Source organism: Antribacter soli, assembly GCF_021568775.1.
GTDB lineage: Bacteria > Actinomycetota > Actinomycetes > Actinomycetales > Cellulomonadaceae > Antribacter > Antribacter soli.
Window position 1 is genome coordinate 151,400 of the sequence record NZ_JAKGSG010000025.1, and the last position, 22,536, is coordinate 173,935.

Genomic DNA, 22,536 nt, shown 5'->3' on the forward strand with positions numbered 1-22,536 from the left:
ACTATTGGCGAACGGCGTAAGATATGTCAAGTATCGAGCGAGGACCACAGGAAGGTCGCCCATGACGAAGGTGCCCGGCGGGGAGCACCCCCGCCTGCCCCGCACACGCCAGGGCTCGCCGCCGAGCCTGCTGCTGACCCTGCTCGGCGACTACTGGTGGGGGCACGCCGAGCCGCTGCCCTCCGCCGCCCTCGTCGAGCTGCTCGCCGACTTCGGGGTCAGCGACGTCGCCGCCCGCGCCGCGCTGAGCCGGATGGTCAAGCACGGCCTGCTCGCGACCACGCGCTCCGGCCGGAACACCTTCCATGCGCTCACGCCGCGCGCACAGGAGGTGCTGGGCAGCGGCGCCGCCCGGATCTTCAGCTTCGGCGCCGACGACGGCGCACCCTGGGACGGCCGCTGGAGCGTCGTCGCGTTCTCCGTGCGCGAGGCCAACCGGTCGGTCCGCGAGGCGTTGCGCACGCGCCTGCGCTGGCTGGGCTTCGCGCCGCTCTACGACGCGCTGTGGGTCTCCCCCCGCGAGCACCACGCCGAGGCGCTCGCCGAGCTGGTCGACCTCGGGGTCGCGGCGGCCACCGCCTTCGTGGCGACCGCGCCCGACCTGCCCGCGAGCGTGCCCCCGCAGAGCGCCTGGGACCTCGACGGCCTCGCCGCGGTGTACGAGGAGTTCGTCGACGCCTGGGAGCCGGTCCACGCAGCGCTCGGCCGGGGCACGATCGACCCGGTGGACGCGCTCGTGCGCCGCACCGAGCTCATGGACGCCTGGCGCGCGTTCCCCGGCCTCGACCCCGACCTGCCGACGTCGCTCCTGCCGGCGGGCTGGCCCCGGCCGCAGGCCCGCAACCTGTTCCTCGACACCTACGAGCGGCTCGGCGTGCCCGCCTCGGCACGCGTGCGCGAGGTCATCGCCCGCCACGCGCCCGAGCTCGCCGACAACCTGGCTCCGCAAGGCCCGCTCGTCAGCTGAGCGGCCCGTCCGCGAGCGCTGCCCGCAGTTCCGCCGGCACCGCGCACGGAAGGCCGTCGTCGTCCACGTGGACGCAGGTGGTCGAGCCCTCGATGCAGCTCACGCCATCCTTGAGCACCCGCCACGCGTAGGTGATCGACGTCCGGCCGACGGCCGACGCCGCGATCTCGACGACGACCTCGTCGCCGAAGTGCAGCGGGCCGACGAAGTCCACCTCGATCCGGCGGCGCGGGAACCGCGTGAGCTCGGGCGAGCCGAGCGCGCGGAGCAGCTGGTGCTCCGCGCGCTCGGCCCAGCGCAGGGCCGCCGTGTGGTGGATGCGCCCGCCCGCGTCCGTGTCGACGAACTCGACACGGACCGGCTCACGGTGCGAGGGCATCGGTCTCCAGCGGGGGCAGCGTGATGCCGCTGGTCTGCGTCGAGGGGGCGAAGGTCGACGCCCACGCCTCCGCGATCTCCTCGGCAGGCCACCCGCCCTCGCGGTAGGTGACGGCGAGCTCCTCGGAGTACGAGTACAGCGAGAGCTTGTCGCCGCCGACGCCGATCGCCTGGCCGGTGACCTCGGCGCTGCTGTCCGAGGCGAGCCACACGATCAGCGGCGCCACGTCCTCCGGGCCGCCGAGCGCGTGCTCCTGGCGCACGACCCGCGGCAGGGACTCGCCGCGCTGGTACGCCTCGGCGACCTCCTTGTACACGGGGATGGTCGCGGTCATGGCCGTGATCGCCGTCGGGATCACGGCGTTGACCGTCACCCGCGCGCGCGCCAGCTCCAGCGACCACGTGCGGGCCATCGCGATGATGCCCGCCTTGGCCGCCGCATAGCTCGTCTGGCCGAAGTTCCCGTGCTGCCCGGCCGGCGAGCCGACGACGACGATCCGGCCGCCCTCGGCCTGGTCGCGCAGGCGGATCGCGGCCGCGCGCACCGTGGTGAACGTACCGCGCAGGTGCGTGTCGACGACGAGGTCGAAGTCGGCGTCCTCCATCTTCCAGAGCACCCGGTCGCGGATCACCCCGGCGTTGGCCACGAGGATGTCGAGCCGGCCGAACTCCTCGACCGCGGTCCGCACGAGCAGGTCGGCGGTGCTCGACGGGCCTACGGGGGCGACGACGGCGGCCGCCGTACCGCCCGCTTCCGTGATCTCCCGCACGGCCCGCGCGGCCGCGGCGCCGTCGACGTCGTTGACCACGACCTGCGCGCCGGCCTCGGCGAGCGCCTTCGCGTAGGCCAGGCCCAGCCCCTGCCCGCTGCCGGTGACGATCGCCACCTTGCCGGTCAGGTCGATCTGCGTGCTCGGCTGCTGGTTCATCCGTAGTACCTCACGATCATCACGGCGACGGCGGCGGGCTTGGTCTGGTCCTCCACCTCGAAGGTGTTCTCGAACACGACCTGGTACCCGCCGGGCACGTCGGCGACCTCGCGCAGCGTGGACGCCACGCGGATCCGCGCGCCGACGCGCACCGGGGCCGGGAAGCGCAGGCGGTCCAGGCCGTAGTTGATGCCGGTCGCGACGCCGGTGACCTCGAGGATCTCCGCCATGAGCGGCACGACGAGGCTCAGCGTGAAGTAGCCGTGCACGATCGTCCCGCCGAAGGGCGTCCCCGCGGCGAACTCGGCGTCGAGGTGCACAGGGTTGTGGTCGCCGGTGAGGTCGGCGAAGCGGTCGACCTCCTCCTGGGTGATCGTGCGCCACGCGGACGGGCCGAACACCGTCCCGACGTACTGGGGCAGGTCGGCCAGGGCCACGGTCGTAGGTGCTGTGGGCGTGGTCGGTGCTGATGTCATCGGCTCGCTCGCAATCGGGGTGGGTGGATCAGTCAGGTGGGTGGGGTGGGGTTGGGTGAGGTGGCTATCCGTCGACGCGGACGACGACGGCCCCGGCGGAGTCGCCCGCCGCGCACCCCGTGAACAGGCCGATGCCGCCGCCGCGCGCGTGCAGCGCGTAGATGAGCTCGGTGATCGCCCGGGCGCCGGTCGGACCCTGCGGGTGCCCGTAGACGAGCGAGGACCCGTACGGGTTCATCCGCTCCAGCGAGTAGCCCATCTGGTCGGCGAACCAGAGGTCGTTCACCGCGAACGGGTTGTGCGTGGTGACGACGTCGACGTCGGACATCTCGATCCCGGCGTCCGCGAGCGCCACGCGGGCGGCCGCGACGGGGGCCTTGGGCATGTACGCGGGCTCGGCGCGGCCGAACCCGGTGGCCAGGATCTGTGCGGTGATGCCGTCCTGCCCGATCTCGCGGGCCCGGTCGGCCGTCGCGACGACGACGCCGGCGCAGCCGTCGGCCGGGTGGGTCTGCGCCCCGTAGGTGACCACTCCCCCGGGCTTGACGGGTGACAGCTTGGCCAGGCCCTCGGCGGTGGTCGGGAAGACGCCGTGGTCCTCCTCGACCCAGTCCTCGCCCTTCCTGCGCGGGACGCGCACGGGCACCATGTACCTGCGCTGGATGGCACGGTCGTCGGCGAGCGCGCTCACGTACTGCTCGTAGCGCATCAGCGCCACCTCGTCGACCTGCTCGCGCGTGTAGCCGCCGTCGACGGCGGTGTTCTCCGCGGTGTCGTTCATGCTCTGGCCGGTGGTCGGGTCGAGCTTCATGGGGTCGAGCACCCAGTGCTCGGCCAGCGGAGCGCCGCCGGTGCTGCGCTGGCTGGAGTAGAGCATGAGCGGGCCGTTGCTGGTCCGGTCGGTGATGACGCCGATCGTCGTGGCGTGCGCGCCGAGCTCGACCTGGGTGGCCAGGTGCTCCACGACCACCGCCGACGTCGCGCAGGCCCGCGAGAGCCACGGCCCGCCGTACTGGCCCGCGCCCAGGCGGCGGGACACGAGGGTCACGCCGTAGAACCCGTACTGCTGGGGCACGGTGCAGCCGAGCGTCCACTCGGTGATCTCCTCGGGCGGCAGCCCGCGGGCCTCCAGCGCCCGGCCGGTGACGTCGACCGCCATGTCGAGGCTGTTCACCTCCGCCAGGGGGCCCTGCCACTTGGCGAACGGCGAGGTCCAGCTCAGGCCGAAGGGGATGTGCGCGTCGCGAAACTTCATGAGTGCTGACCTGCCTCGAGATCGGGGACCTGGGCGCGCAGGGCGCGCATGCTGAGCTTTCCGCTGGGGCTCCGGTCGAGGGCGTCGACGAAGAAGACCTTGCGCGGCTTCTTGTAGCCGGCGAGCCGCCGTCCGACCTCGTCCTGGACCTCCGCCGCGGTGAGGGGCGATCCGGGCACGGTGACGACGTACGCGGTGACGACCTCGCCGTACAGGGGGTCGGGCGAGCCGAAGACGACCGCGTCGGTCACGTCCGGGATCTCGAGCAGGGCGGACTCGACCTCGCCGGGGAAGACCTTCTCCCCGCCCGTGTTGACCACCCCCGACCCGCGGCCGAGCAGCTCGACGAACCCGTCGCCGAGGACCCGGACGTAGTCCCCGGGCATGACGTACCGGACGCCGTTGATGGTCGGGTAGGACTGCGCGGTCTTCTCCGGGTCGCCGTCGTAGCCGAGCGGCATCGCCCCGCGGTAGGCCAGGACCCCGGTGGCCCCCGGGACGTCCTGGACCTCGCGCAGCTCGGCGTCGAACACGACGGTGCCGGGGGCGAGCCGCGGCCTGCACGGGATGTCCTGCGGTCCTTCGACCACCCCGTAGGCGAACGGGCCGCCCTCGCTCGAGCCGAAGATGTCGACCAGCGTCGACCCGGGCGCGTGGGCGATGAGCCGCAGCTTGAGCTCGTCGGACCACGCCATCCCCGAGCTGAGCACGGTCGTGAGGCTCGACACGTCGAGCCCGGCTCCCTCGGGAGAGTCGAGCACGTCGACGAGCGGTCCGACGACGGCGTTGCCGGCCACGATCAGCCGGGTCACGCCCTGCTCGTGGATGGTCCGGGCGGCGGCGAGCGCGTCGTAGCGAGCGGACGGCAGGAAGATGACCGATCCGCCGAGGACGAGCGTGTTCATCACGTTGAACAGCGCCATCGCGTGCATGAGCGGGGTGAGGGGCAACGTCACGGTGGGCGGGAGGTCCGTCCGTGCGGCGATGCGCGTCACCTCGTCCAGGTCGGTGGGGACGTCGACGGGCAGCGAGCCGTAGATCGAGAAGAGCTGGCTGTCGAACAGGTTGCCGTGGGTCCACACGACGGCCTTGGGGGTGCCCGTCGTGCCGCCGGTGAACATGAAGATCTGGTGGTCCGGCGACAGCGGCTGCGGGTCGAGCGGCTCGGCGTCGAGCGCCGTGGCGAAGGGCCGTCCGGGCTCGGTGGGGCCGTCGTCGTCGGGCACGGCGAGCACGAGGTCCGGCAGCGGGACGTGCGCGGCGGCGTCGCGTACGTGCTGCCCGAGGCTCGTCGGGTGGACGAGGGCGTCGGCCCGCGAGGCGCGCAGCAGGGCGGCGAGCTCGCCGCCCTGGTAACGGAAGTTGATGTTGACCGGGATCGCGCCGATCTTGTACGCCGCGTACACGGTGATCAGGTACTCGACGCGGTTGTACATGAAGATCGCGATGCGCGACCCGGCGCGCAGGCCGTGGGACTGCAGCGCGCCGGCGAGCCGGGCCGCGGCGTCGTCCAGGTCGCGATAGGTCATCGTGCGCCCGTCGGCGAGGACCGCCGGACGGTCGGGCACCGCGCGGGCCACGGACTCCCAGATGGTCGCGTAGTTCGCACGGCTCAGGTGGTTGCTGGGGATCGGCTCGGTCACTGCTCACATCCTCGTGGGCGGGCCGTGGTCGACGCCCTGGGCGGGCGGCCGAACCGGCGGCGAGGACTCGATCGTGCCTCACCACCCACGCGAACGTCAAGCGTTCTCGTGACGCCCGTCACGAGATTGTTGAATGTCAGGACTCCCGGACGGCCCGCCCGCCAGAGCCTTCGAGCTCTTCGAGGTCGGCTCGCGCCGGGCCGCCGAACGCCGCGCGCAGGCGCCGGAACGTGGCCGCGGAACGTTCGGACGGCCAGTCCGCCGAGAGGTGCTCGGCCGGCAGCCTGGGGTCGGCGCGCAGCAGAGCGAGCCAGTCGGCGCCCAGGGCCGTCATGTCCCGCAGCGGGTGGGAGGAGGCCTCGACGTCGGCCCAGGCCCCGAGAAACTCCAGGTGGTGCGCGCGGATCTCGTCCAGCCGCCAGGCCGCGCGGACCGCTCGCGTCGCCGAGAAGCCCTCGATCTCGTACGCGCGGAACGCGGACAGCTCGACCGCGGCGAGGTCGTCGTCGAGCGGGCGGAACGCGGACGCCACGTCGACCTCGCCGGGGGCGATCCACAGCCCGTCGCGCAGCAGGCCGAAGCCCGCCCAGGTCAGGGTCGCCCGCACCCGGTGGCGCGCGTCGCGCTGGCTCTCCGGCACGGAGAACGTCACGAGGGTCCAGCCGGTGCCGAGGGGCGCGAACGGCTCGTCCGCCAGCACGCGGACGCGCGCCTCGCGGAGCACGGCCTCGCTCGTGGGGGTCAGGCGGTACGCCACCTCGCGGCCCGAGCGGACCTTCGCGAGCAGGCCGCGGCTGACCATGCGGGCCAGCGTCGCGCGGGTCGCCGCCTCGCCGACGCCGAGCTCGGCGAGCAGCCCGATGAGCACGGCCGCGGGCACGCGCTCGAGGTCGGCGTCGAGCACGAACTCCCCGAGGAACGTGAGGAGCAGCTGTTCGGGGCGGCGCGCCGCCCGTCCCGCGACAGCGCGTTCGGGACCGTCCTGAGGTTCCGGCATGTCGCGGAGTATTCCAGAGCGAGCCCGACGACACCGGGCCGTTGACATGCATGACACGAAGCGACCGGACCCAGCAGCCGGCCTGAGCGCGCCCGACCTTCGTCAGGCGTCGTCGTTCGCGTGGTGGCCGTGCGCGTCGAGGATCCGGGTGAGGAGCCGGCGCAGCGTGACCGTCTCCTCCTCGGTGAGCCCCGCGGTGAGCGAGGCGTCGACCTGCGCGGCGTGCGGGACGAGCCGACGCACCTCGGCGGCGCCGGCTTCCGTGAGCCGGACCACGTTGCGGCGGCGGTCGGCCGCGGCCCGGGCCCGCTCGACCAGCCCCCGGGCCTCGAGCCGGGCGACGAGCCCGGCGACCGTCGAGCGGTCGAGGTCGAGCGCGTCGCCCAGCTCGCGCTGGCTGGCGCCGCCCGTGCGGCGGAGCACGTTGAGCACGCCGAACTGGACGTTGCTCAGCCCCGGACCCACCTCCTCGGCCCAGACGGCCAGGTGGACCTGCTGGGCGCGCCGGACGAGGAAGCCCATGTGCTCGGGCAGGTAGAGGGAGAGCCGCTCTCCGACGTCGTCGGCCGGGGCGGCGCTTCGCTGGGTCATGGACAGATCATCACAGCCAGCGCGGCGGGGGCGGCACCGCACCGCCGTCGGAGGTGAGCACACCGGCGGCCCCGCGGCCCGTCGCCCACCGGGTCAGGGCCGCGGCGGTCCCGCGGAGCGTCACCGTCCCACCCGGCACCGCGCCGGGCTCGGCGACAGGCACCTGGTGCTCCCGGTCGACGGGTTCGAGGACGAGGGGCGGCAGCCCGGCCGGGCCGAGGCGGCGCCGCCAGGCACCGACGACGTCGGCCAGCAGGGCGTCGACCAGCTCGGCCGGGAAGTCGTCGAACGAGCCGCCGTTGTCGAGGTCGACGGCGTGCACCCACACCTCCCGCGTCCGCATCCAGACGGTCTCGGACGCGGGCACGACGCGGCCGAGCGCCGTGCGCACCGGGGCGTGCCAGGCCTCCTCGGGCAGGTCCCGCCACTCCACGTCGAGGTGCACCGCGGCATGGGCGCAGAGGTTGCGCAGGGCCCGGGCGGGGAGCGTCGCGGCGAACTCGATCTCCTGGTCGCGCTCCTCGGGCGAGGCGTACATCGGCGTCTCGACGCCCGTGGCCGCCCACTCGGTGAGCCGGGTGAGCGCACGGGCGTTGAGGCCGACGTGCGCGACGACGTGCCGTCGCGTCCAGCCGGCCACCAGCGACGGCGCGTCGAGCTGGTCGCCCGGCAGCTCGTTGAGCTTGCGGGAGAAGTACGCCTGCCCGCGCCGGGCGAGCAGCAGGCCCGCGAGGAGCTCCGCGTCGGTGGTCTGGTCGGTGCGGGCAGGCATGGCTCAGCCCTCCTTGACGACGGCGTTGCGCAGGGTGCCGAGCCCGGTGATGGACGTGACCAGCTCCTGCCCGGGCGCGAGGTAGCGCGGGGGCTTCCGGGCGTGGCCGACGCCGCCGGGCGTACCGGTGGCGATGACGTCGCCGGGGTGGAGCGTGACGATCGCCGAGATGTAGGCCACGAGCGCGGCCGGGCCGAAGACCATGTCGTCGATCGCGGTGCGCTGCACCGGTTCGCCGTCGACCTCCGTGACCAGCTCGCCCCCGGGCTCGACGGCGTCGAGCGTCGTCAGCCAGGGGCCGAACGGCGTCGTCGCCTCGAACGTCTTGCCCTGCAACCACTGCGGGGTGCGGTACTGGAAGTCGCGCATCGTCACGTCGTTGATCACGGCGTAGCCGGCGATGGCGTCCTCGGCCTCCGCGACGGTGAGCCGGCGCGCGGTCCGGCCGACGACGACGGCGACCTCGCCCTCCCAGTCGACGGCGTCCGCGGCGTGCGCCGGCAGGACGACGGGGTCGTACGGGCCGATCAGCGCCTCGGGGAACTTGGCGAAGAGCGTGGGGTGCTCGGGCAGCTCGCGGCCCATCTCGAGGATGTGGTTGCGGTAGTTGAGACCGACGCAGACGATCTTGGACGGGCGCAGCACCGGCGGCGCCCAGGCCTGCGGGTCCAGGTCGGCGAGGTCGTGCGCCGGGCCGCTCGCGGCGCGCGCGACCGAGGCCCACCGCGGGTCCTGGAGCAGGTGGCCGACGTCGGCGTGGCCCGGTATCTCGACCGCGACCTGCTCGTCGACGCGGACGGCGACGGTGCTCGCGTCGAGACGGAGGGTTGCGAGTCTCATGCGAGGTCCTCGTTTCGCTGGCCGGGGCGGTAGGTGCGCGTGAAGTGCAGCCGGTCGACGATCGGGCCGTCGTTGAACCGGAACAGGTCGAACTGGGTGTCGGCGTGCAGCGACCACGGGACCCAGCTCGGCACGGCGAACAGGTCGCCGGTGTGCAGCACGTGCTCGGTCTCGCCGAGCACGACGGTGCCCTCGCCCTCGAACACCTGCCACACCGAGGAGCCGACCTCGTGCGTGACCGGCGTGGAGGCGCCGGCGCGGAGCCGGTGGAACTCGCAGCGCAGGGTCGGCATGACGTCGCCGCCGGTGGTCGGGTTGACGTAGCGGATTGCCGCGTGGCCCTGCCCGACGGTCGCCGGGTGCCCGGCGTCCTCCAGCGCGAGCTGCTCGGTCAGCGCCCGGTCGGTGTGCTCCCAGCGGTAGGCGGCGAGCGGCGAGCTCGTGGTGTCCTCGAGGCCGCTGAGCGGGCGCAGGCCGGGGTGGGCCCACAGCCGCTCGGAGCGGGAGACGTCCGGGGACGCCTCGTCGGTGACGCGCTCCGAGCCGAACTCGAAGAAGCCGACGTCGGCGTAGTGCGAGAACGGCACGTCGAGGCCGTCGATCCACGCCATCGGCTTGTCGGTGTCGTTGTGGTGGCCGTGGAAGTTCCACCCGGGGGTGAGCAGGAGGTCGCCGCGGCGCATCGCGACGGGGTCGCCGTTGACGACCGTCCAGACTCCCTCGCCCTCGACGACGAACCGAAAGGCGTTCTGGCTGTGCCGGTGCTCCGGCGCGGTCTCGAACCCGCCGAGGTACTGGATCGCGCACCACAGGGTCGGCGTCGCGTAGGCCGTGCCGGGGAGCCCGGGGTTGGCCAGGCCGATCGCCCGCCGCTCGCCGCCGCGCCCCACGGGCACGAGCTCGCCCGAGCGCTCGGCGAGGCCGAACAGCGTGGACCACTCCCACACGTGCGGCACCGCCTTCGGCGACGGCGTGAAGGGCATCAGGTCGTCGCGCTGGGTCCACAACGGGGACAGGTTGTGGGTGTCGAAGTCCGCGTAGAGCTGCTTGAGCTCTGGGGAGTCCCCCGTGCCGTCCATCTGCTGCATGGTCACTGCTCCTTGGCCTCGTCGCCATTCGTTGGTATGCCAACTATATGGTCCGAAGCCCGCCATGGGAAGCACGGGTCTCAAGGGGGTTCGACGGCGGGGCGTGTCGCGGATCCACATGGTGAGAAATCCCGGCAAACCCCTGGCGGTCCCGGACACCACGGGTAGACCTCGCGGCAAGGCGCCGGCACCCGGCGCGATCGACCCAGCTGCGAGGTACCGATGACAGACCAGAACCCCTCCCTCACCGTCGTCGCCGTCGCCGGGAATCCCCGGCCCGGCTCCCGGACGCTCGACGCCGCACGAGCGGCCGCACGACGGATCACCGAGCTGCTCGGCCCGGATGCGGCCGGGGCCGACGACCTCCCGATCGACCTCGCCGAGCTCTCCGGCGAGATCTTCGCCGCCGACCGGCCCGCGGTGGCCGCCGCGCTCAGGCGGCTGGCCGCCGCGTCGGTCGTCGTCGTCGCCACCCCTGTCTACAAGGCTTCCTACACGGGCCTGCTCAAGTCGTTCCTCGACGGGTACGGTCCCGACGGGCTCGCCGGCGTGGTCGCCGTGCCGCTGGTCGTGTCGGGCAACCCGGCGCACTCGCTCGTCGGTGAGGTGCACCTGCGGCCGGTACTCGTCGAGCTGGGCGCGGTCGTGCCGACCCGGGCGCTCACCGTCGTGGAGTCCCAGCTTGCCGACCTGGGCCCGGTGATCGATGCCTGGGCGGACCGGTGGGGCGACACGCTGCGGCGCGCCGCGGGGCTGCGTGCCGCCGCCAGCCTTGCGGAGGTCGTCCGATGACCGCCGACCTGACCGAGCTCGAGGCGCGTCTGGCCGAGCAGGACGAGCCGCACCTGTCCCCCGACGAGTACAAGGCGGTGTTCCGGCAGCACCCGGCCGGGGTCGCCGTCGTCGCGCTCAACCACCGGGGCCGGCCGGTCGGCTTCACGGCGACGTCCGTGATCTCCGTGTCGGCGGCGCCGCCGCTGCTGGCGTTCTCGCTCGCGTCGACGTCGTCGTCATGGCCGGCGCTGGCCGAGGCGCGCACCCTCGCGATCAGCTTCCTCGCCGACCACCAGGACGACGTGTCCGCACGCTTCGCGACGAGCGGCGTCGACCGCTTTGCCGCGGGAGGCTGGTCTTCGCTGCCGACCGGTGAGCCGGTCGTCGACGACGCGCTGTCCTGGGTGCGCGGGCGCGTCGTGCAGCGCACGCCGGTCGGCGACAGCTTCCTCGTCTCCGTGCGGGCGCTCCGGTCGAGCGTCAGCCAGGGCACCTCGCCGCTCGTGTACCACGACCGGACCTATCACCGGATCGGCGACCACTCGGCTCTCTGAGCACACAGGTGGCCCGGGCGACATCGCCCGGGCCACCTGCGTTGCGTCCTACCTCGGCAGTTCCTTCGGCGGGCCGTCAGGCGGTCGCCGCGGCACGGGCGGGTAGGGTCGCGTACCGGCTCGCCGGGCGGGGCAGGCCGAGCGTCTCCCGCAGGGTCGTCCCCGGGTACTCCGTGCGGAACAGCCCGGCCTCCTGGAGCAGCGGGACGGTCCGGTCGACGATCGCCGTCAGGTCCGTCGTGAGCGACGCCGGGCGCAGGAGGAAGCCGTCCGCGGCGCCGAGCAGCACCCACTCCGCGACGAGCGCGGACAGGGCCTGCGCGGTGCCCGCATGGATGAGCGAGTCGGTGTCCCAGGTCGCCCCGTCGAGCTGCTCGAGCAGGTCCAGGCGAGCGTGGGCGCTCCGGGCGTCGTCGCCGATCACGACGAACGCCTCGACGAGGACGCGCAGCTCGGACCGGCCGCGGCCGGCCGCCTCGGCCCGGTCCAGGATCTCGGTCCGGAGGGCGGCGGCCTCGCCCAGGCTCGTCGCCCGCACGCGGACGACGTCGGCGCGGCGCGCAGCCAGGTCGAGCGCCTCCGGTGACGTCACCCGGATCACCACGGGTGGCCGCCCCTGCGGTGAGCGCGGCGCGATCGAGGGCACCTTCTTCACGAACCGGACGCCCTCGTGGTCGAGGGTCACGTCATCCGCGAGACGGCCCGCGCGGACGTCCCGGGACCCGGCGTCGTTCTCCCCCGCGTCCCACAGCTTCGAGACGACGTCGATCGCCTCGGCCGCCGTCGACCGGCCGACCTGCCACGCGGCGCGGCCCTCGCTGACATGGTCGATCGTCGTGATCGCCTTCGACACGTGGAAGGGCTCCGTGTGGGTCGTGTCCACCGTCGGCACCAGGCCGATCCCCGAGCTGCGGGGCGCGACCCGTGCCGCGACGAGCGCGGCGTCCAGGCGGCCCTGCGCTCCCCGCCGGACGGGCTGGAGCGAGAACGCATCGTCGAACGTCACGAGGTCGAGCCGACCCCGGCGCGCCGTCGCGACCAGCTCGACGAGCCGCTGGGGGTCGAACAGGCGCTGGGCCTGCGACCCGACCGCGCGCCAGACCGCGGGGCGAGCGCCGGCGTCGGACAGGTCGACGCCCAGGTGGACCGTGCGGCTGCGGCTCTCATGGAGCCGGTCGTGGGGGCGGGGTACGGAGGTGCTCGTCATCGCTGTGTCCGTTCTCGGGGCGCGCGTCAGGGCGCGACGAAGCCGTCGGGGACGGCAGAGGGACGCCCGCGCCCGGCGGCAGGCGTGGCGGAGGAACGGCCGGTACGGCCGTGATGCTTGGGTCTACCCAGGGCGCGAGCGGCGGCCCTGTCGGATCAGCGCGGGATCAACAACAGGTGCAGCAGCCGACGAAGCAGGAGCGACACAGGAGGGCGGCAATGGCGGTCGTCGCCGTGCCGTTCGTCTCACGGTGCATGTCGTTCTCCTTCGGCCCGGATGTGCCGGAAACTACGATCCGGGCACCCGCGTGTCAATGGCTGGTCGACGAGTCCCACATGCTGGACCCTCGCCACCGGAGGTCCGCGCGGCCCCGGCTACCTGCTCTGCAACAGGGCTCCGGTGACGGTCAAGCCCGGGCCGAACGCCATCGCGATCACGTGGTCGCCGGCGTCGACGGGCCCGATCGAGGCAAGATTCAGCAAGATCGTGGCGGAAGAACAGTTGCCGTAACGGGACAGGATGTCCCGCGAGTGCTCGACGTCGGCGTCCGTCAGCTCCAGCGCCCGTTGCACGGCGTCGATGATGCGCGGGCCGCCCGGATGGATCGCCCAGTGCCGGACGTCCTCCCGACCCAGCCCGCGGTGGGACAGCAGCCGGTCGACGAGCGCGGGGACGTGCCGGCCGACGACGGCGGGCACCCGCCGGGACAGGGTCATGCGGAAGCCGTGGTCCGTGATGTCCCACGTCATGTCCTCCGTGGAGGCGGCGTCCGTCAGGGTCTCGACCGCCACGACGTCGAGACCCTGACCCGCACGGTCGGAGGGTGCCACCACGACCGCAGAACAGGCGTCGGCGAAGAGCGCGTGGGCGACCGTCTGCTCGGCGTCGTGCGGAGGCGGCTGCACGTGCAGGGACGGCAGCTCGGTGCAGACCAGCACCGCGGGGCGGCGATGGGCGGTCACGAAGTCGCTGACGGCGGCAAGCCCCGGGATGGCCGCGTAGCAGCCCATGTGCCCGATCGCGAGCCGTCGCAGCGACGCCGGCATCCCGAGATCCTTGGCGAGCTGGACGTCCAGGCCGGGGTTGCTGTACCCCGTGCAGGACACGGTCGCGAGCAGGCCGACGTCGTCCGCGGAGAAGGGCGCCGTCGCCAGGGCGCCGCTCACGGCCTCCTTGGCGAGGGGCAGCGCGTCGGCCTGGAACCGGCGCATCCGCTGGGCGGTGCTCCAGCCGCTGACGTCCTCGTTCAGCGGGCTGGCGGCCAGGTGCCGGGTGCGCACCCCGGCGCCGCGCCAGAGCCGCTCGGCGACCAGTTCCTGCCCGTACTGGGTCCCGTAGTAGCCGCTCCAGAGCTGGTCCTGGTCGTAGGCCGCCGGGGTGCTGCTGCCGAAGGCGACGATGCGCCCCAGCATCGGCAACGCCGCGCCCGGGTGGAGGGTGCTCTCCATCCGTGAACACTAGCCGCGGTTGACCCTGGACGCCTGGGACGTCCGGCGCTTCTCACCCGGCGCCGCCCGTCCTCACGGCATGCACCGGCGGGCTCTCTTGCGGTTACTGAGGAACCAGTAGAGAGTGTCCGGATGGGCACCAGACACGAGGTGAGCGAGCTGCCGCCGGCTGCCGACCTGGCGCGTGCCGACTCGCTGGCGCGGGAGATCTTCTCCGAGGTGGCCAACAAGTGGGCGTTTCTGATCATCGAGTTCCTCGGGCAGCGCACCATGCGCTTCGGTGAGCTGCGCGACGAGGTCGGCGGTATCAGCCACAAGATGCTCACCCAGAACCTGCGGATGCTGGAGCGTAACGGCCTGGTCGAACGGACCGTGTACCCAACCATCCCGCCACGGGTCGAGTACGCCCTGACGGAGGCGGGTGAGGCCTTGCGCGGCGTGGTCGACGGCATGTGCGGCTGGACCCAGCGCTACCTGAGCCACATCGAGGAGTCGCGCGACAGGTTCGGCGCCTCGCAGTCCTAGTCGATCACGGCCATCGCCTCAACTTCGACGAGGTGCTCGGGAACGTCCAGTGCTGCGATGCCGAACAACGACGCCGGCGCCGCCGGCGTCACACCGAGCTTGGCGGACGCGCGGGCGATGCCGTCGAGCAGCTCTGACATCCGGTCCGGCGTCCAGTCCACGACGTGCAGGGTCAGCTTCACCACGTCGGCGAAGGACGCCCCGACGCCGGCCAGCGCCGTGCCGACGTTGAGGTAGCACTGCTCGACCTGAGCGGCCAGGTCGCCTTCGCCGATCGTCTTTCCGTCGGCGTCCCAGGCGACCTGCCCGGCGACGTTGATGAGCTTGGAACCGGTCGCCACGGACACCTGCTGGTACACGTCGATCTGTGGGAGTCCGGTCGGGTTGACGAGGGTTACGGCCATGATGAGTGCCTCCTTGGTGCTCTCTTTTGGTTACCAGAACACCGTAGGAGATTGGCCGCGAGCAGGGAAGAAGGCACTTTTCCGAGACCTGGGAACGTTTCGGTAACCTGTCGGGTCTACGAACACCAGGGTTGAACGCCCAGGCGACACCGCCCAGGAGGGCCCGGCGCCACTGCCCGGTGGATGCCGGCCGGGCGGCACCTGGGGATGCAGTGGTCGAACGCCTCGCTGACCGTATCGGCGCCGGCGCCCGGAAGCCTCTGATCAGCCGAAGGCGTGCGACACCAGGCCGCCCAGGATGCGCGGGGTGACGACGCCGCGACCCAGGCCCACCTCCACGAGGTCGTCGAAGACGTCTTGGTCGGCGCGGGCGGCGCGTAGGCCGGCTTCCAGGACGCCCGGCCCGTTCAGCGCGTGGGAGATCGCCGTCGTACCGGCCAGGTGGGCGGACAACAGCCGGCGCACGGCGCGGCGGTGCAGCCCGCCGGCGTCACGGTCGCCCGCCTCCACGGCCGAGCGCCCGGCGCACGCCCCCGAGGCCACCGCGTAGTAGATGCCCTCCCCCGTCAGCGGGTTGACGAGGGAGGCGGCGTCGCCGGCGAGGAGCACCCGTCCATCGGGCTGGTGCCATCGCGCCGAGGACAGCGGCAGGTGGTGCCCGCGCCACCCGACCGCTCCCCCGATGGAGCCGGGCAGGAGCTCCTCGAGCTGGGCAAGCATGAGGCGGCGGCCGGGCGCCCCGAGCGAGGCGTCGAGGACCTCTCCGTAGCCGACGTTCGACCAGCCGTCTCCGAGGTCGAACGACCAGGCGTAGGACGGCCGGCGCGTCCGGCCGAACCGGATCACCTGCCGACCGCGGAAGTCGCGGGGCGTGGGAGCGTAGGCGCGCAGCGCCAAGGCCCACCGACGGCGTGTGCCGAGGCCGACGGCGCGGCGCAGGACCGAGTGGACGCCGTCGGCCCCGATCGCGACCCTCGCCTCGACCGTCCCGTCCAGCACCACGCGGTCCGGCAGGATCTCGACGGCGCGCACATGACCCCGGCGCAGGTCCGCACCCGCGGACACGGCAGCGTCGACCAGCCGGGCATCGAAGACCAGGCGCGGCACGACCCAGGCAGCACGTCGCATCGGCCGCACGAGCGTCAGCCGGCCGAAGCCGAGCTCCAGCGTGCCGACAGGCGTCCGGTCGTCGACGAGACCGTGCACGCCGAGACCGGCGAGCACGTCCAGGGCGTGCGGGGCCACGCCATCACCGCAGGGCTTGTCCCGCGGGAAGTCGGCGCGATCGAGAAGCAGCACCCGCGCGCCGGGGCGGGTCCGAAGCGCCGCGATCGCGGCGGCCGAGCCCGCCGGTCCCGCTCCGACGACGACCACGTCCCACACCTCGCCAGTCTCCGCGCACGGGCCAAGGACGGCGACCCGGTCAGGCTCGCAGCGCGAGGCTGATCACGTCGACCGCCGCGATGCCGATGGCGGCGAGGAAGGGCAGGCGCCCGCGACCGCCCATGGCCACGCCGGCGAGGACCAGGCACAGGGCGAACGGCCACCAGGCCCACCACGCCGTCGCGCCCGGGCCCAGCACGGTGACTGCGGAGGCGACGACCAGGACGAGGGGCGCGAGCCAGCGCAGCGTCCGGGCGCCCAGGCGGTGCGGCAGTCCGTGGACGCCGGTCTGCGCGTCGTCGGCCAGGTCGGGAAGGGCGTTGAGCAGGTGCGCCCCGACCCCGAGCAGGGCCCCGGCGGCCACCATCCAGACCGGCGGCAGCCGAGGCTCGGGAAGGGCGAGGGTCACGACCGCCGGCAGCGCGCCGAAGGCGACGGCGTACGGCACCGCTGACCACGCCGTGCTCTTGAGGCCGAGGTTGTAGGCCCACCCGGAGGCCACCCCGAGCAGGAGGTGCACCGCCGCCGAGGCGAGCCCGCAGGCCAGCGACAGCCCGACACAGAGCACGGCGGCGGCGACCAGGGCCGCGCGCACCAGGGCCGGCGACACGTCGCCCAGGGCCAGCGGCTTGTCGAGCCGCCCTACCTGCCGGTCGCGGGCCGCGTCGATCAGGTCGTTCGACCAGCCGATCGTCAGCTGCCCCGTGCCGACCGCGGCCGTGACCAGGGCACCGGTGCCCAGGCCGTGACCCGCGCCCACCGCGAGGAGCGCGGTCAGCGTCGTGACCGCGACCGTGGGGGCGGGATGGCTCGCGCGCAACAGGCCCGGCAGCGACGACGGAGACCGCATGGGCCAGAGCCTAGGGCGCGACCGCGCACTTGTGCGCGCGAGCCCCGTCCGGCGCTCGATGCGCCTACGGTTGGCAGGTGACTTCGGAGCTGCTGTTCACCGTCCTGGTGCTGGCCGTCGGTCTCGAGCGGCTCGCCGAGCTGGTCCTGTCCCGACGGCATGCCCGGTGGGCCTTCGCGCGGGGGGCCAAGGAGTACGGCTCCGGGCACTACGGGCCGATGGTGGTCCTGCACAGCGCCCTGCTGGTCGGGTCCGTGGCCGAGGTGTGGTTGCTCGGGCGCGCGTTCCTGCCGGCCCTCGGGTGGACCATGCTCGCGATCGTCGTGGCCGCGCAGGCACTGCGCTGGTGGTGCATCGCGACGCTCGGCCGGCAGTGGAACACGCGGGTGATCGTCGTCCCCGGCCTGGCGCTCGTGAACCGGGGGCCCTACCGGCTGCTGCGCCACCCGAACTACGTGGCGGTCGTGCTCGAAGGTGCCGCCCTGCCCCTGGTGCACTCCGCCTGGATCACGGCCTGCCTCTTCACGGTTCTCGACGCCTGGCTGCTCACCGTCCGGATCCGCGTGGAGGATCGGGCTCTGGCCACGGCGTCCAGCCCGGCGGCTTCGTGATGCCGAAGACCGCGCTGAGAGACGTGGTCGTCGTCGGCGGCGGGCCGGTCGGCCTGGCCGCCACCCTGTACGCGGTCCGGGCCGGCCTGTCGGCGACCGTGCTGGAGCCCCGGGCCGGCCCCGTCGACAAGGCGTGCGGCGAGGGCATCATGCCCGGCGGCGTGCGGTCGCTCGACGCTCTCGGCGTCACGCCCGCGGGCCGCGAGCTGGCGGGCATCCGCTACGTCTCGGGCGCGCACCAGGCAGAGGCCGGGTTCGGCACCGGGCATGGTCTGGGAGTGCGGCGGACCGCGCTCCACGACGCCCTGCACGCGGCCGTCACGGCCTCGGACGTGGAGATCCTCCCGCTGGCGGCCGAAGGAATGGTCCAGACGTCGGGCAGCGTACGGCTCCACACGCGTGCCGCCGGGGCGCGGCCCGGCCCCGACGTGGCGGGGCGCTACGTCCTCGCCGCCGACGGGCTGCACTCACCCACGCGGCAGGCGCTGGGCCTGCAGGTCGCCGCCAGGGCTCCGAAGCGCTACGGGCAGCGCCGCCATTACGCCACGCAGCCATGGACCGACCACGTCGAGGTCCACTGGGGACCGTCCGGGGAGGCCTATGTCACCCCGGTCGGCGACGACCTGGTGGGCGTTGCGGTGCTCAGCGCTCGTCGGGCAGCGTTCGACGACCTGCTCCCGGAGTTCCCGCTGCTGCGGGAGCGGCTGGCCGGCGCCGGTGCCGCGACCCCGGTCCGGGGCGCGGGCCCGCTCCGCCAGCGGACGTCCCGCCGCGTCGCGGGGCGGATCCTGCTGGTCGGTGATGCGGCCGGCTACGTCGATGCCCTGACCGGAGAGGGGATCTCCACGGGCCTGGCCCAGGCACGGGCTGCAGTCGCCGCGATCCGGGCGGACCGGCCGCAGTCCTACGAACACGCGTGGCGCGGTGCTGTCTGGCGCAGTGCCGCGCTGACCCACGCGCTCCTCCAGGCCACACGTCCCGCGTGGTCACGGCGCGCCATCGTGCCCACCGCCGCCGCGCTCCCCGCCGTCTTCCGTGCTGCCGTGGACGAGCTGGGCCGGTCTCGCTGAAGCGCACCGGCCGGCGTCAGGGGAGGGTGAGGCCGGCCACCGGGTCGTGGCCCGACCGGAGCACCGCCCGCGCGCCCCGCGCCAGCCACGCCAGGTAGGCGCGCTGGAACGTGGGGACCAGCAGGCGCAGGGCTCGCGCCCACCACGCGACGGGCCGCGAGAAGGCGACCGCCGTGAACCACAGCCCGTCGGCGTCGCGCTCGATCGCGAACGCTTCCTCACCCGTGAAGACGTGCCCGGGCAGGGTGCCGTAGCCGAAGGCGACCTTTGCGTCGGACCGCTCCACCCAGATCACCTCGCACGGCTCGACGAGCCGCAGCCGGCCCACCCCCAGCCGCGTCGTGACCCGGACGCCGACGGCGGCGGCCGGCGCCGACGTGGCGAGCTGCACCCGCGCCCGGGCATGGACGCGCCAGGACAGGAGTGCCTCGCCGACAAGCTCCAGGTCGTCCCGGCTGCCCGGCCCGAGGTGGTGCCGCACGCGCAGGTGCGCGTACCCCGGCGGAAGGTCGTCGCCGGCGGTTGCACCGACCTCGCCATACGTGAACTCGTGCCCGACGGCGTCCGGGGCGCCCTCGCCCGTCGCCCGGCTCGCGGCACTCACGAGCCGCTCCCCTCGGTCGCGTCCGATGCCGCCAGGCGGACCAGGCGCAGGACGTCGTCCGTCACGCCGCGTGCGATCGGAAGCCTGGCCAACCGCACGAGGCGAGCCACGACCTGGGCGCCGTGGCTCGCGAGGGCGAGCGACCGACGTCGGCCGGGCGAGGTGTCGTGGACCCAGAAGAGGGTGAGCCCCAGCTGGCCGTACCAGAGGAGCTCCGGTAGGTCAGCACGCAGGTGCGGCGGGACGTCGTGGGCACCGGCCACGACCTCCGCGAAGACAGCACGCGAGGCCGTCCGCGCGGGCGTGGACTCGGCCGAGAACGGACTGGTCCGCGCGCCTGGGCGGATCGCGACGGACACCAGCTCCGTGCCGACCACGTGGTACGGCTCGAACGCCTCGACGGACGCCTGCCAGGCGAGCCGGAGCCGGTCTTCGAGGCGTGTCGGGCTCGGGCGAGGTGAGTCGACGGCGTCCGGCGTCGTCCCGAGCCGCTCGGCGACCAGGCGGGCGTGGTCGGCCTGGACCTCGCGGTACAGCTCGTGCACCAGGTCATCCTTGGACGGGAAGTAGTAGTACGCGTTCCCCGTGCTCACGCCCGCTTCGGCGGCGACGCGGCGCATCGTGGTGCGCTCGTAGCCGTCGTCGCGGAAGAGCCGGAGGGCCGTGCTGCGCAGGAGCTCCCGGGTGGCCTCGGCCTTCGCCGTTTTGAACATGTTCAGAATCTAGCGCATGACCCCTCACGATGAGCCACGGGCTGACCGCCGGCGGCAGCCGACGTCGCCCAGCCGGTAGCGTCTGCCTCATGCGACTGGGCGTCCTCGACATCGGTTCCAACACGGGACACCTTCTGGTGGTCGACGCCCATGGTGGCGCGGCGCCGCTGCCCGCCTCGTCGTACAAGCAGCCGCTGCGCCTCGCCGAGCACCTGGACGAGGACGGCGCCGTCCGCCAGGCAGGCGTCGACGCGCTCGTGGAGTTCACCGGGGAGGCCGTGCGCGTCGCGGAGGACAAGGGCTGCGCGGAGATGCTGGCGTTCGCGACGTCCGCCGTGCGCGACGCGATCAACTCCGAGGCCGTGCTCGACACCGTGCACGAGCGCACGGGCGTGCGGCTCGAGGTCCTCAGCGGCGAGGACGAGGCCCGGCTCACGTTCCTGGCGGTGCGACGGTGGTTCGGCTGGTCGGCGGGCCGGCTGGCCGTGTTCGACATCGGCGGCGGCTCCCTCGAGATCGCCGGCGGGGCCGACGAGGCGCCCGACGCCGCCTGGTCGCTCCCGCTCGGGGCCGCTCGCCTGGCCCGGACCCACTTCGCCGTCGTGCCCGACGCCGGGGCGCTTCGCGCCCTGCGCCGCGACATCCGCGCCGACATCGCCCGCAACGCCGGGAGCCTGCTGCGCGCCGGACGGCCCGACCGGGCGGCCGCGACCTCCAAGACCTTCCGTTCCCTCGCGCGGATCTGCGGCGCCGCCCCGTCCGCCGAGGGGCCGCTCGTCCGCCGCGTGCTGTCCCGCGAGGCCCTGAGCGAGAGCGTCGGCGAGCTGGCCGGCATGACTCCCGACGACCTGGCCCGCCTGCCCGGCGTCTCGCCGAGCCGGGCACACCAGATCGTTCCCGGGGCGCTCGTCGCCGAGGCGTGCATGGACATCTTCGACCTCCCCGAGCTCGAGATCTGTCCCTGGGCGCTGCGCGAAGGCGTGATCCTCGAACGCCTCGACCGGATCCCCCACATCAGCATCGGCTGAGGGGGCGACCGGCACGGCTCACGCCGCGCGGTCCCACCAGTCGAGCACCCGCGTGGCGTAGAGCGTCAGCCACTTCGAGGGCTCCCCCGCCGGGACGTCGACCTCGAACCAGACCCGCCCCGGGTGGCGTCGCTCCTGGAGCCAGGTGCCGTCAGGCTGCCGGGCGGCGCGGATCATCTCGATCGCCTCGGCCATGCGCGGGTCGGGTCGTCCGCCGTCGAGCAGCCTCGCCTGCCGGAAGTACTCGGCGGCGTTGAGCACGCTGTAGAACCAGCGGAACGGGTAGGCGTACCGGTTGACCCAGTACGCCACCGGCTCCCCCGTCGACAGGCGCCGGTAGAGGTCGCGTTCGAGCAGGTACTCCTCGCCGCTGCGCCGCGCCTCGCGCGTCGCGTCGGTCCCGCCGGTGGCGGCGTCGTACGCGATCAGCCCCTTCAGCGAGTTCAGCGTCGAGTGGAACGACGACCGCGTGGAGCCCGCGACCCACTCGCAGTTCCACCCGCCGCCGGGCATCCGGTGCTCGAGGAACCACTCGACGATCCCGGTGATGTCGGCCCCCAGCCACACCCCGTTCGCCACGGTCCAGGCGTTGATGCAGCAGTCGACCTCACCGCCCCAGTACGGCAGGTCGTCGTACTCCCATCGGCTGTTCGTCGCCAGGAGCTCGGCCGTACGCCGCTCCCGCAGGACGCCCGGATCGAGGCCCCACTCGCGCAGCATGGTCAGCGACCAGGTCGTGGCCGTCCACGGTTGCCCGGCGCCTTCGGCGGCCTCCGGGCCCGAGAAGTCGAAGCCGGCGGGGAAGTAGGCGCCGCCCGCCCACTGTCCGTCCGGGTCCTGCAGCGCGAGGAGCCGCGCGCCGAACCCCTCGGTCGCGATCCTCGCGCGCGTCGCCTCCCACACGTCGGCCGGCTCGTGCAGGAGGTCTCGCTCGACCTGCCACCGCACCGCCGGGTCGGAGTCGAGCAGCCACGCGAGGGTGTCGTCAACCATGGATCGACTGTAGCGAGAACCCGCGCGCGGCCGACGTCCGACGGCGGAAAGGTCCAGGATGGAGTCGAGGGGACGACGTCGACGACGCGGAGGACGAGATGGGCTCGACGAAGCACGACAAGGGTGACACGACGGTGGAGATGCGCCGGGGCGGGCTGAAGAAGCTGATCTCGCTCGTGGCCATGGCACTGACGGTGGCCGCCGTCGTCAAGGAGCTGCGTACGCCGGCGGACGAGCGCACGTGGAACGGCAAGGTCGCCGCGGTGGTGCCCTACGACTTCCGCGTGCCGACCCTCGCGCGCATCCGCGAGCGGCTGTGGAACCCCGAGGGCGAGCACTTCGTCGGCCCGCGGGTGTTCGGGGTCGGCTGGACGATCAACGTGGGCAAGGTCGTGGCCGTGGTACGCGAGAAGCTGGCCGGCTGAGTCGGGCACGC

26 protein-coding genes are annotated in these 22,536 nt (G+C 73.5%); 8 read left to right on the forward strand and 18 right to left on the reverse strand.

What is annotated here, in order from left to right; genetic code table 11:
* Positions 1-61: 61 nt before the first annotated feature.
* Positions 62-967, forward strand: a complete 906-nt coding sequence (locus tag L1785_RS08140) for a PaaX family transcriptional regulator (protein ID WP_236088712.1) — start codon at positions 62-64, stop codon at positions 965-967.
* Here L1785_RS08140 and L1785_RS08145 read toward each other — a convergent pair.
* The 10 genes from L1785_RS08145 to L1785_RS08190 all read right to left on the reverse strand — a co-directional run bounded on the left by L1785_RS08145 (position 960) and on the right by L1785_RS08190 (position 9,936).
* Entirely contained in the window at positions 960-1,346 is a 387-nt protein-coding gene (locus tag L1785_RS08145) for an acyl-CoA thioesterase (RefSeq protein ID WP_236088713.1), read from the reverse strand. The two genes, L1785_RS08140 and L1785_RS08145, sit on opposite strands and share 8 nt — an antisense overlap.
* Positions 1,330-2,274 (reverse strand): SDR family NAD(P)-dependent oxidoreductase, encoded by a 945-nt coding sequence (locus L1785_RS08150; protein ID WP_268914993.1) that lies wholly within the window; start codon positions 2,272-2,274, stop codon positions 1,330-1,332. The genes L1785_RS08145 and L1785_RS08150 overlap by 17 nt, the downstream gene beginning before the upstream one ends.
* Positions 2,271-2,750, reverse strand: coding sequence for a MaoC family dehydratase (locus L1785_RS08155; protein ID WP_236088714.1), 480 nt, complete (start codon positions 2,748-2,750; stop codon positions 2,271-2,273). Before L1785_RS08155 ends, L1785_RS08150 begins: the two co-directional genes overlap by 4 nt.
* Before the next feature lie 64 nt (positions 2,751-2,814).
* Positions 2,815-4,005: a thiolase family protein gene (locus tag L1785_RS08160; protein WP_236088715.1), complete on the reverse strand. Its 1,191-nt coding sequence runs from the start codon at positions 4,003-4,005 to the stop codon at positions 2,815-2,817.
* Positions 4,002-5,648 carry an AMP-binding protein gene (locus L1785_RS08165; RefSeq protein WP_236088716.1) on the reverse strand — a complete coding sequence of 549 codons (1,647 nt, stop codon included), beginning with the start codon at positions 5,646-5,648 and terminating at the stop codon, positions 4,002-4,004. Before L1785_RS08165 ends, L1785_RS08160 begins: the two co-directional genes overlap by 4 nt.
* A 136-nt stretch (positions 5,649-5,784) precedes the next feature.
* A complete protein-coding gene (locus L1785_RS08170; RefSeq protein ID WP_236088717.1) occupies positions 5,785-6,645 on the reverse strand; it encodes a PaaX family transcriptional regulator in 861 nt (286 codons plus the stop codon).
* Between the two features lie 102 nt (positions 6,646-6,747).
* Positions 6,748-7,236: a MarR family winged helix-turn-helix transcriptional regulator gene (locus L1785_RS08175; protein WP_236088718.1), complete on the reverse strand. Its 489-nt coding sequence runs from the start codon at positions 7,234-7,236 to the stop codon at positions 6,748-6,750.
* Between the two features lie 10 nt (positions 7,237-7,246).
* Positions 7,247-8,008: a maleylpyruvate isomerase family mycothiol-dependent enzyme gene (locus L1785_RS08180; RefSeq protein WP_236088719.1), complete on the reverse strand. Its 762-nt coding sequence runs from the start codon at positions 8,006-8,008 to the stop codon at positions 7,247-7,249.
* Between the two features lie 3 nt (positions 8,009-8,011).
* Complete coding sequence (locus tag L1785_RS08185; RefSeq protein WP_236088720.1) at positions 8,012-8,848, reverse strand: fumarylacetoacetate hydrolase family protein; 837 nt, start codon at positions 8,846-8,848, stop codon at positions 8,012-8,014.
* On the reverse strand, positions 8,845-9,936 hold the full coding sequence (locus tag L1785_RS08190) for a cupin domain-containing protein (RefSeq protein ID WP_236088721.1): 1,092 nt from the start codon (positions 9,934-9,936) through the stop codon (positions 8,845-8,847). The genes L1785_RS08185 and L1785_RS08190 overlap by 4 nt, the downstream gene beginning before the upstream one ends.
* Before the next feature lie 222 nt (positions 9,937-10,158).
* On the opposite strand from L1785_RS08190, the gene L1785_RS08195 reads away from it, so the two are divergent.
* Both L1785_RS08195 and L1785_RS08200 read left to right on the forward strand, forming a co-directional pair.
* The gene (locus tag L1785_RS08195) at positions 10,159-10,728 is read left to right on the forward strand and encodes an NAD(P)H-dependent oxidoreductase (RefSeq protein WP_236088722.1); all 570 of its coding nucleotides are present in this window, start codon (positions 10,159-10,161) and stop codon (positions 10,726-10,728) included.
* Positions 10,725-11,264 carry a flavin reductase family protein gene (locus L1785_RS08200; RefSeq protein WP_236088723.1) on the forward strand — a complete coding sequence of 180 codons (540 nt, stop codon included), beginning with the start codon at positions 10,725-10,727 and terminating at the stop codon, positions 11,262-11,264. The genes L1785_RS08195 and L1785_RS08200 overlap by 4 nt, the downstream gene beginning before the upstream one ends.
* A gap of 76 nt (positions 11,265-11,340) precedes the next feature.
* On the opposite strand, the gene L1785_RS08205 is transcribed toward L1785_RS08200, so the two are convergent.
* The gene (locus L1785_RS08205) at positions 11,341-12,471 is read right to left on the reverse strand and encodes an LLM class flavin-dependent oxidoreductase (protein ID WP_236088724.1); all 1,131 of its coding nucleotides are present in this window, start codon (positions 12,469-12,471) and stop codon (positions 11,341-11,343) included.
* Positions 12,472-12,845: 374 nt separating this feature from the next.
* Positions 12,846-13,919, reverse strand: a complete 1,074-nt coding sequence (locus L1785_RS08210) for a type III polyketide synthase (protein WP_236088725.1) — start codon at positions 13,917-13,919, stop codon at positions 12,846-12,848.
* 132 nt (positions 13,920-14,051) lie between these two features.
* On the opposite strand from L1785_RS08210, the gene L1785_RS08215 reads away from it, so the two are divergent.
* Positions 14,052-14,444: a winged helix-turn-helix transcriptional regulator gene (locus tag L1785_RS08215; protein ID WP_236088726.1), complete on the forward strand. Its 393-nt coding sequence runs from the start codon at positions 14,052-14,054 to the stop codon at positions 14,442-14,444.
* On the opposite strand, the gene L1785_RS08220 is transcribed toward L1785_RS08215, so the two are convergent.
* The 3 genes from L1785_RS08220 to L1785_RS08230 all read right to left on the reverse strand — a co-directional run bounded on the left by L1785_RS08220 (position 14,441) and on the right by L1785_RS08230 (position 17,081).
* Positions 14,441-14,848 (reverse strand): RidA family protein, encoded by a 408-nt coding sequence (locus L1785_RS08220; protein WP_236088727.1) that lies wholly within the window; start codon positions 14,846-14,848, stop codon positions 14,441-14,443. The two genes, L1785_RS08215 and L1785_RS08220, sit on opposite strands and share 4 nt — an antisense overlap.
* Positions 14,849-15,112: 264 nt before the next feature.
* Complete coding sequence (locus tag L1785_RS08225; protein WP_236088728.1) at positions 15,113-16,222, reverse strand: NAD(P)/FAD-dependent oxidoreductase; 1,110 nt, start codon at positions 16,220-16,222, stop codon at positions 15,113-15,115.
* 49 nt (positions 16,223-16,271) lie between these two features.
* Positions 16,272-17,081, reverse strand: coding sequence for a UbiA family prenyltransferase (locus L1785_RS08230; RefSeq protein ID WP_236088729.1), 810 nt, complete (start codon positions 17,079-17,081; stop codon positions 16,272-16,274).
* Between the two features lie 77 nt (positions 17,082-17,158).
* Between L1785_RS08230 and L1785_RS08235 the strand changes: the two genes are divergently transcribed.
* Entirely contained in the window at positions 17,159-17,692 is a 534-nt protein-coding gene (locus L1785_RS08235) for an isoprenylcysteine carboxyl methyltransferase family protein (RefSeq protein ID WP_236088730.1), read from the forward strand.
* Positions 17,692-18,762, forward strand: coding sequence for an NAD(P)/FAD-dependent oxidoreductase (locus L1785_RS08240; protein WP_236088731.1), 1,071 nt, complete (start codon positions 17,692-17,694; stop codon positions 18,760-18,762). The genes L1785_RS08235 and L1785_RS08240 overlap by 1 nt, the downstream gene beginning before the upstream one ends.
* Positions 18,763-18,778: 16 nt before the next feature.
* On the opposite strand, the gene L1785_RS08245 is transcribed toward L1785_RS08240, so the two are convergent.
* Complete coding sequence (locus L1785_RS08245) at positions 18,779-19,366, reverse strand: DUF1990 domain-containing protein (protein WP_236088732.1); 588 nt, start codon at positions 19,364-19,366, stop codon at positions 18,779-18,781.
* On the reverse strand, positions 19,363-20,079 hold the full coding sequence (locus L1785_RS08250; protein WP_236088733.1) for a TetR/AcrR family transcriptional regulator: 717 nt from the start codon (positions 20,077-20,079) through the stop codon (positions 19,363-19,365). The genes L1785_RS08245 and L1785_RS08250 overlap by 4 nt, the downstream gene beginning before the upstream one ends.
* Positions 20,080-20,168: 89 nt before the next feature.
* Between L1785_RS08250 and L1785_RS08255 the strand changes: the two genes are divergently transcribed.
* Positions 20,169-21,107: a Ppx/GppA family phosphatase gene (locus L1785_RS08255; RefSeq protein WP_236088734.1), complete on the forward strand. Its 939-nt coding sequence runs from the start codon at positions 20,169-20,171 to the stop codon at positions 21,105-21,107.
* 18 nt (positions 21,108-21,125) lie between these two features.
* On the opposite strand, the gene L1785_RS08260 is transcribed toward L1785_RS08255, so the two are convergent.
* Complete coding sequence (locus L1785_RS08260; RefSeq protein ID WP_236088735.1) at positions 21,126-22,100, reverse strand: squalene cyclase; 975 nt, start codon at positions 22,098-22,100, stop codon at positions 21,126-21,128.
* Between the two features lie 98 nt (positions 22,101-22,198).
* On the opposite strand from L1785_RS08260, the gene L1785_RS08265 reads away from it, so the two are divergent.
* A complete protein-coding gene (locus tag L1785_RS08265) occupies positions 22,199-22,525 on the forward strand; it encodes a DUF5808 domain-containing protein (protein WP_236088736.1) in 327 nt (108 codons plus the stop codon).
* Positions 22,526-22,536 lie beyond the last annotated feature (11 nt).

Coding starts and splice junctions, on each gene's coding strand:
- L1785_RS08140 (WP_236088712.1), top strand. CDS start 62: ATGACGAAGGTGCCCGGCGGGGAGCACCCCCGCCTGCCCCGCACACGC.
- L1785_RS08145 (WP_236088713.1), bottom strand. CDS start 1,346: ATGCCCTCGCACCGTGAGCCGGTCCGTGTCGAGTTCGTCGACACGGAC.
- L1785_RS08150 (WP_268914993.1), bottom strand. CDS start 2,274: ATGAACCAGCAGCCGAGCACGCAGATCGACCTGACCGGCAAGGTGGCG.
- L1785_RS08155 (WP_236088714.1), bottom strand. CDS start 2,750: ATGACATCAGCACCGACCACGCCCACAGCACCTACGACCGTGGCCCTG.
- L1785_RS08160 (WP_236088715.1), bottom strand. CDS start 4,005: ATGAAGTTTCGCGACGCGCACATCCCCTTCGGCCTGAGCTGGACCTCG.
- L1785_RS08170 (WP_236088717.1), bottom strand. CDS start 6,645: ATGCCGGAACCTCAGGACGGTCCCGAACGCGCTGTCGCGGGACGGGCG.
- L1785_RS08175 (WP_236088718.1), bottom strand. CDS start 7,236: ATGACCCAGCGAAGCGCCGCCCCGGCCGACGACGTCGGAGAGCGGCTC.
- L1785_RS08180 (WP_236088719.1), bottom strand. CDS start 8,008: ATGCCTGCCCGCACCGACCAGACCACCGACGCGGAGCTCCTCGCGGGC.
- L1785_RS08185 (WP_236088720.1), bottom strand. CDS start 8,848: ATGAGACTCGCAACCCTCCGTCTCGACGCGAGCACCGTCGCCGTCCGC.
- L1785_RS08190 (WP_236088721.1), bottom strand. CDS start 9,936: ATGCAGCAGATGGACGGCACGGGGGACTCCCCAGAGCTCAAGCAGCTC.
- L1785_RS08195 (WP_236088722.1), top strand. CDS start 10,159: ATGACAGACCAGAACCCCTCCCTCACCGTCGTCGCCGTCGCCGGGAAT.
- L1785_RS08200 (WP_236088723.1), top strand. CDS start 10,725: ATGACCGCCGACCTGACCGAGCTCGAGGCGCGTCTGGCCGAGCAGGAC.
- L1785_RS08205 (WP_236088724.1), bottom strand. CDS start 12,471: ATGACGAGCACCTCCGTACCCCGCCCCCACGACCGGCTCCATGAGAGC.
- L1785_RS08210 (WP_236088725.1), bottom strand. CDS start 13,919: ATGGAGAGCACCCTCCACCCGGGCGCGGCGTTGCCGATGCTGGGGCGC.
- L1785_RS08215 (WP_236088726.1), top strand. CDS start 14,052: ATGGGCACCAGACACGAGGTGAGCGAGCTGCCGCCGGCTGCCGACCTG.
- L1785_RS08220 (WP_236088727.1), bottom strand. CDS start 14,848: ATGGCCGTAACCCTCGTCAACCCGACCGGACTCCCACAGATCGACGTG.
- L1785_RS08230 (WP_236088729.1), bottom strand. CDS start 17,081: ATGCGGTCTCCGTCGTCGCTGCCGGGCCTGTTGCGCGCGAGCCATCCC.
- L1785_RS08240 (WP_236088731.1), top strand. CDS start 17,692: ATGCCGAAGACCGCGCTGAGAGACGTGGTCGTCGTCGGCGGCGGGCCG.
- L1785_RS08250 (WP_236088733.1), bottom strand. CDS start 20,079: ATGTTCAAAACGGCGAAGGCCGAGGCCACCCGGGAGCTCCTGCGCAGC.
- L1785_RS08255 (WP_236088734.1), top strand. CDS start 20,169: ATGCGACTGGGCGTCCTCGACATCGGTTCCAACACGGGACACCTTCTG.
- L1785_RS08260 (WP_236088735.1), bottom strand. CDS start 22,100: ATGGTTGACGACACCCTCGCGTGGCTGCTCGACTCCGACCCGGCGGTG.
- L1785_RS08265 (WP_236088736.1), top strand. CDS start 22,199: ATGGGCTCGACGAAGCACGACAAGGGTGACACGACGGTGGAGATGCGC.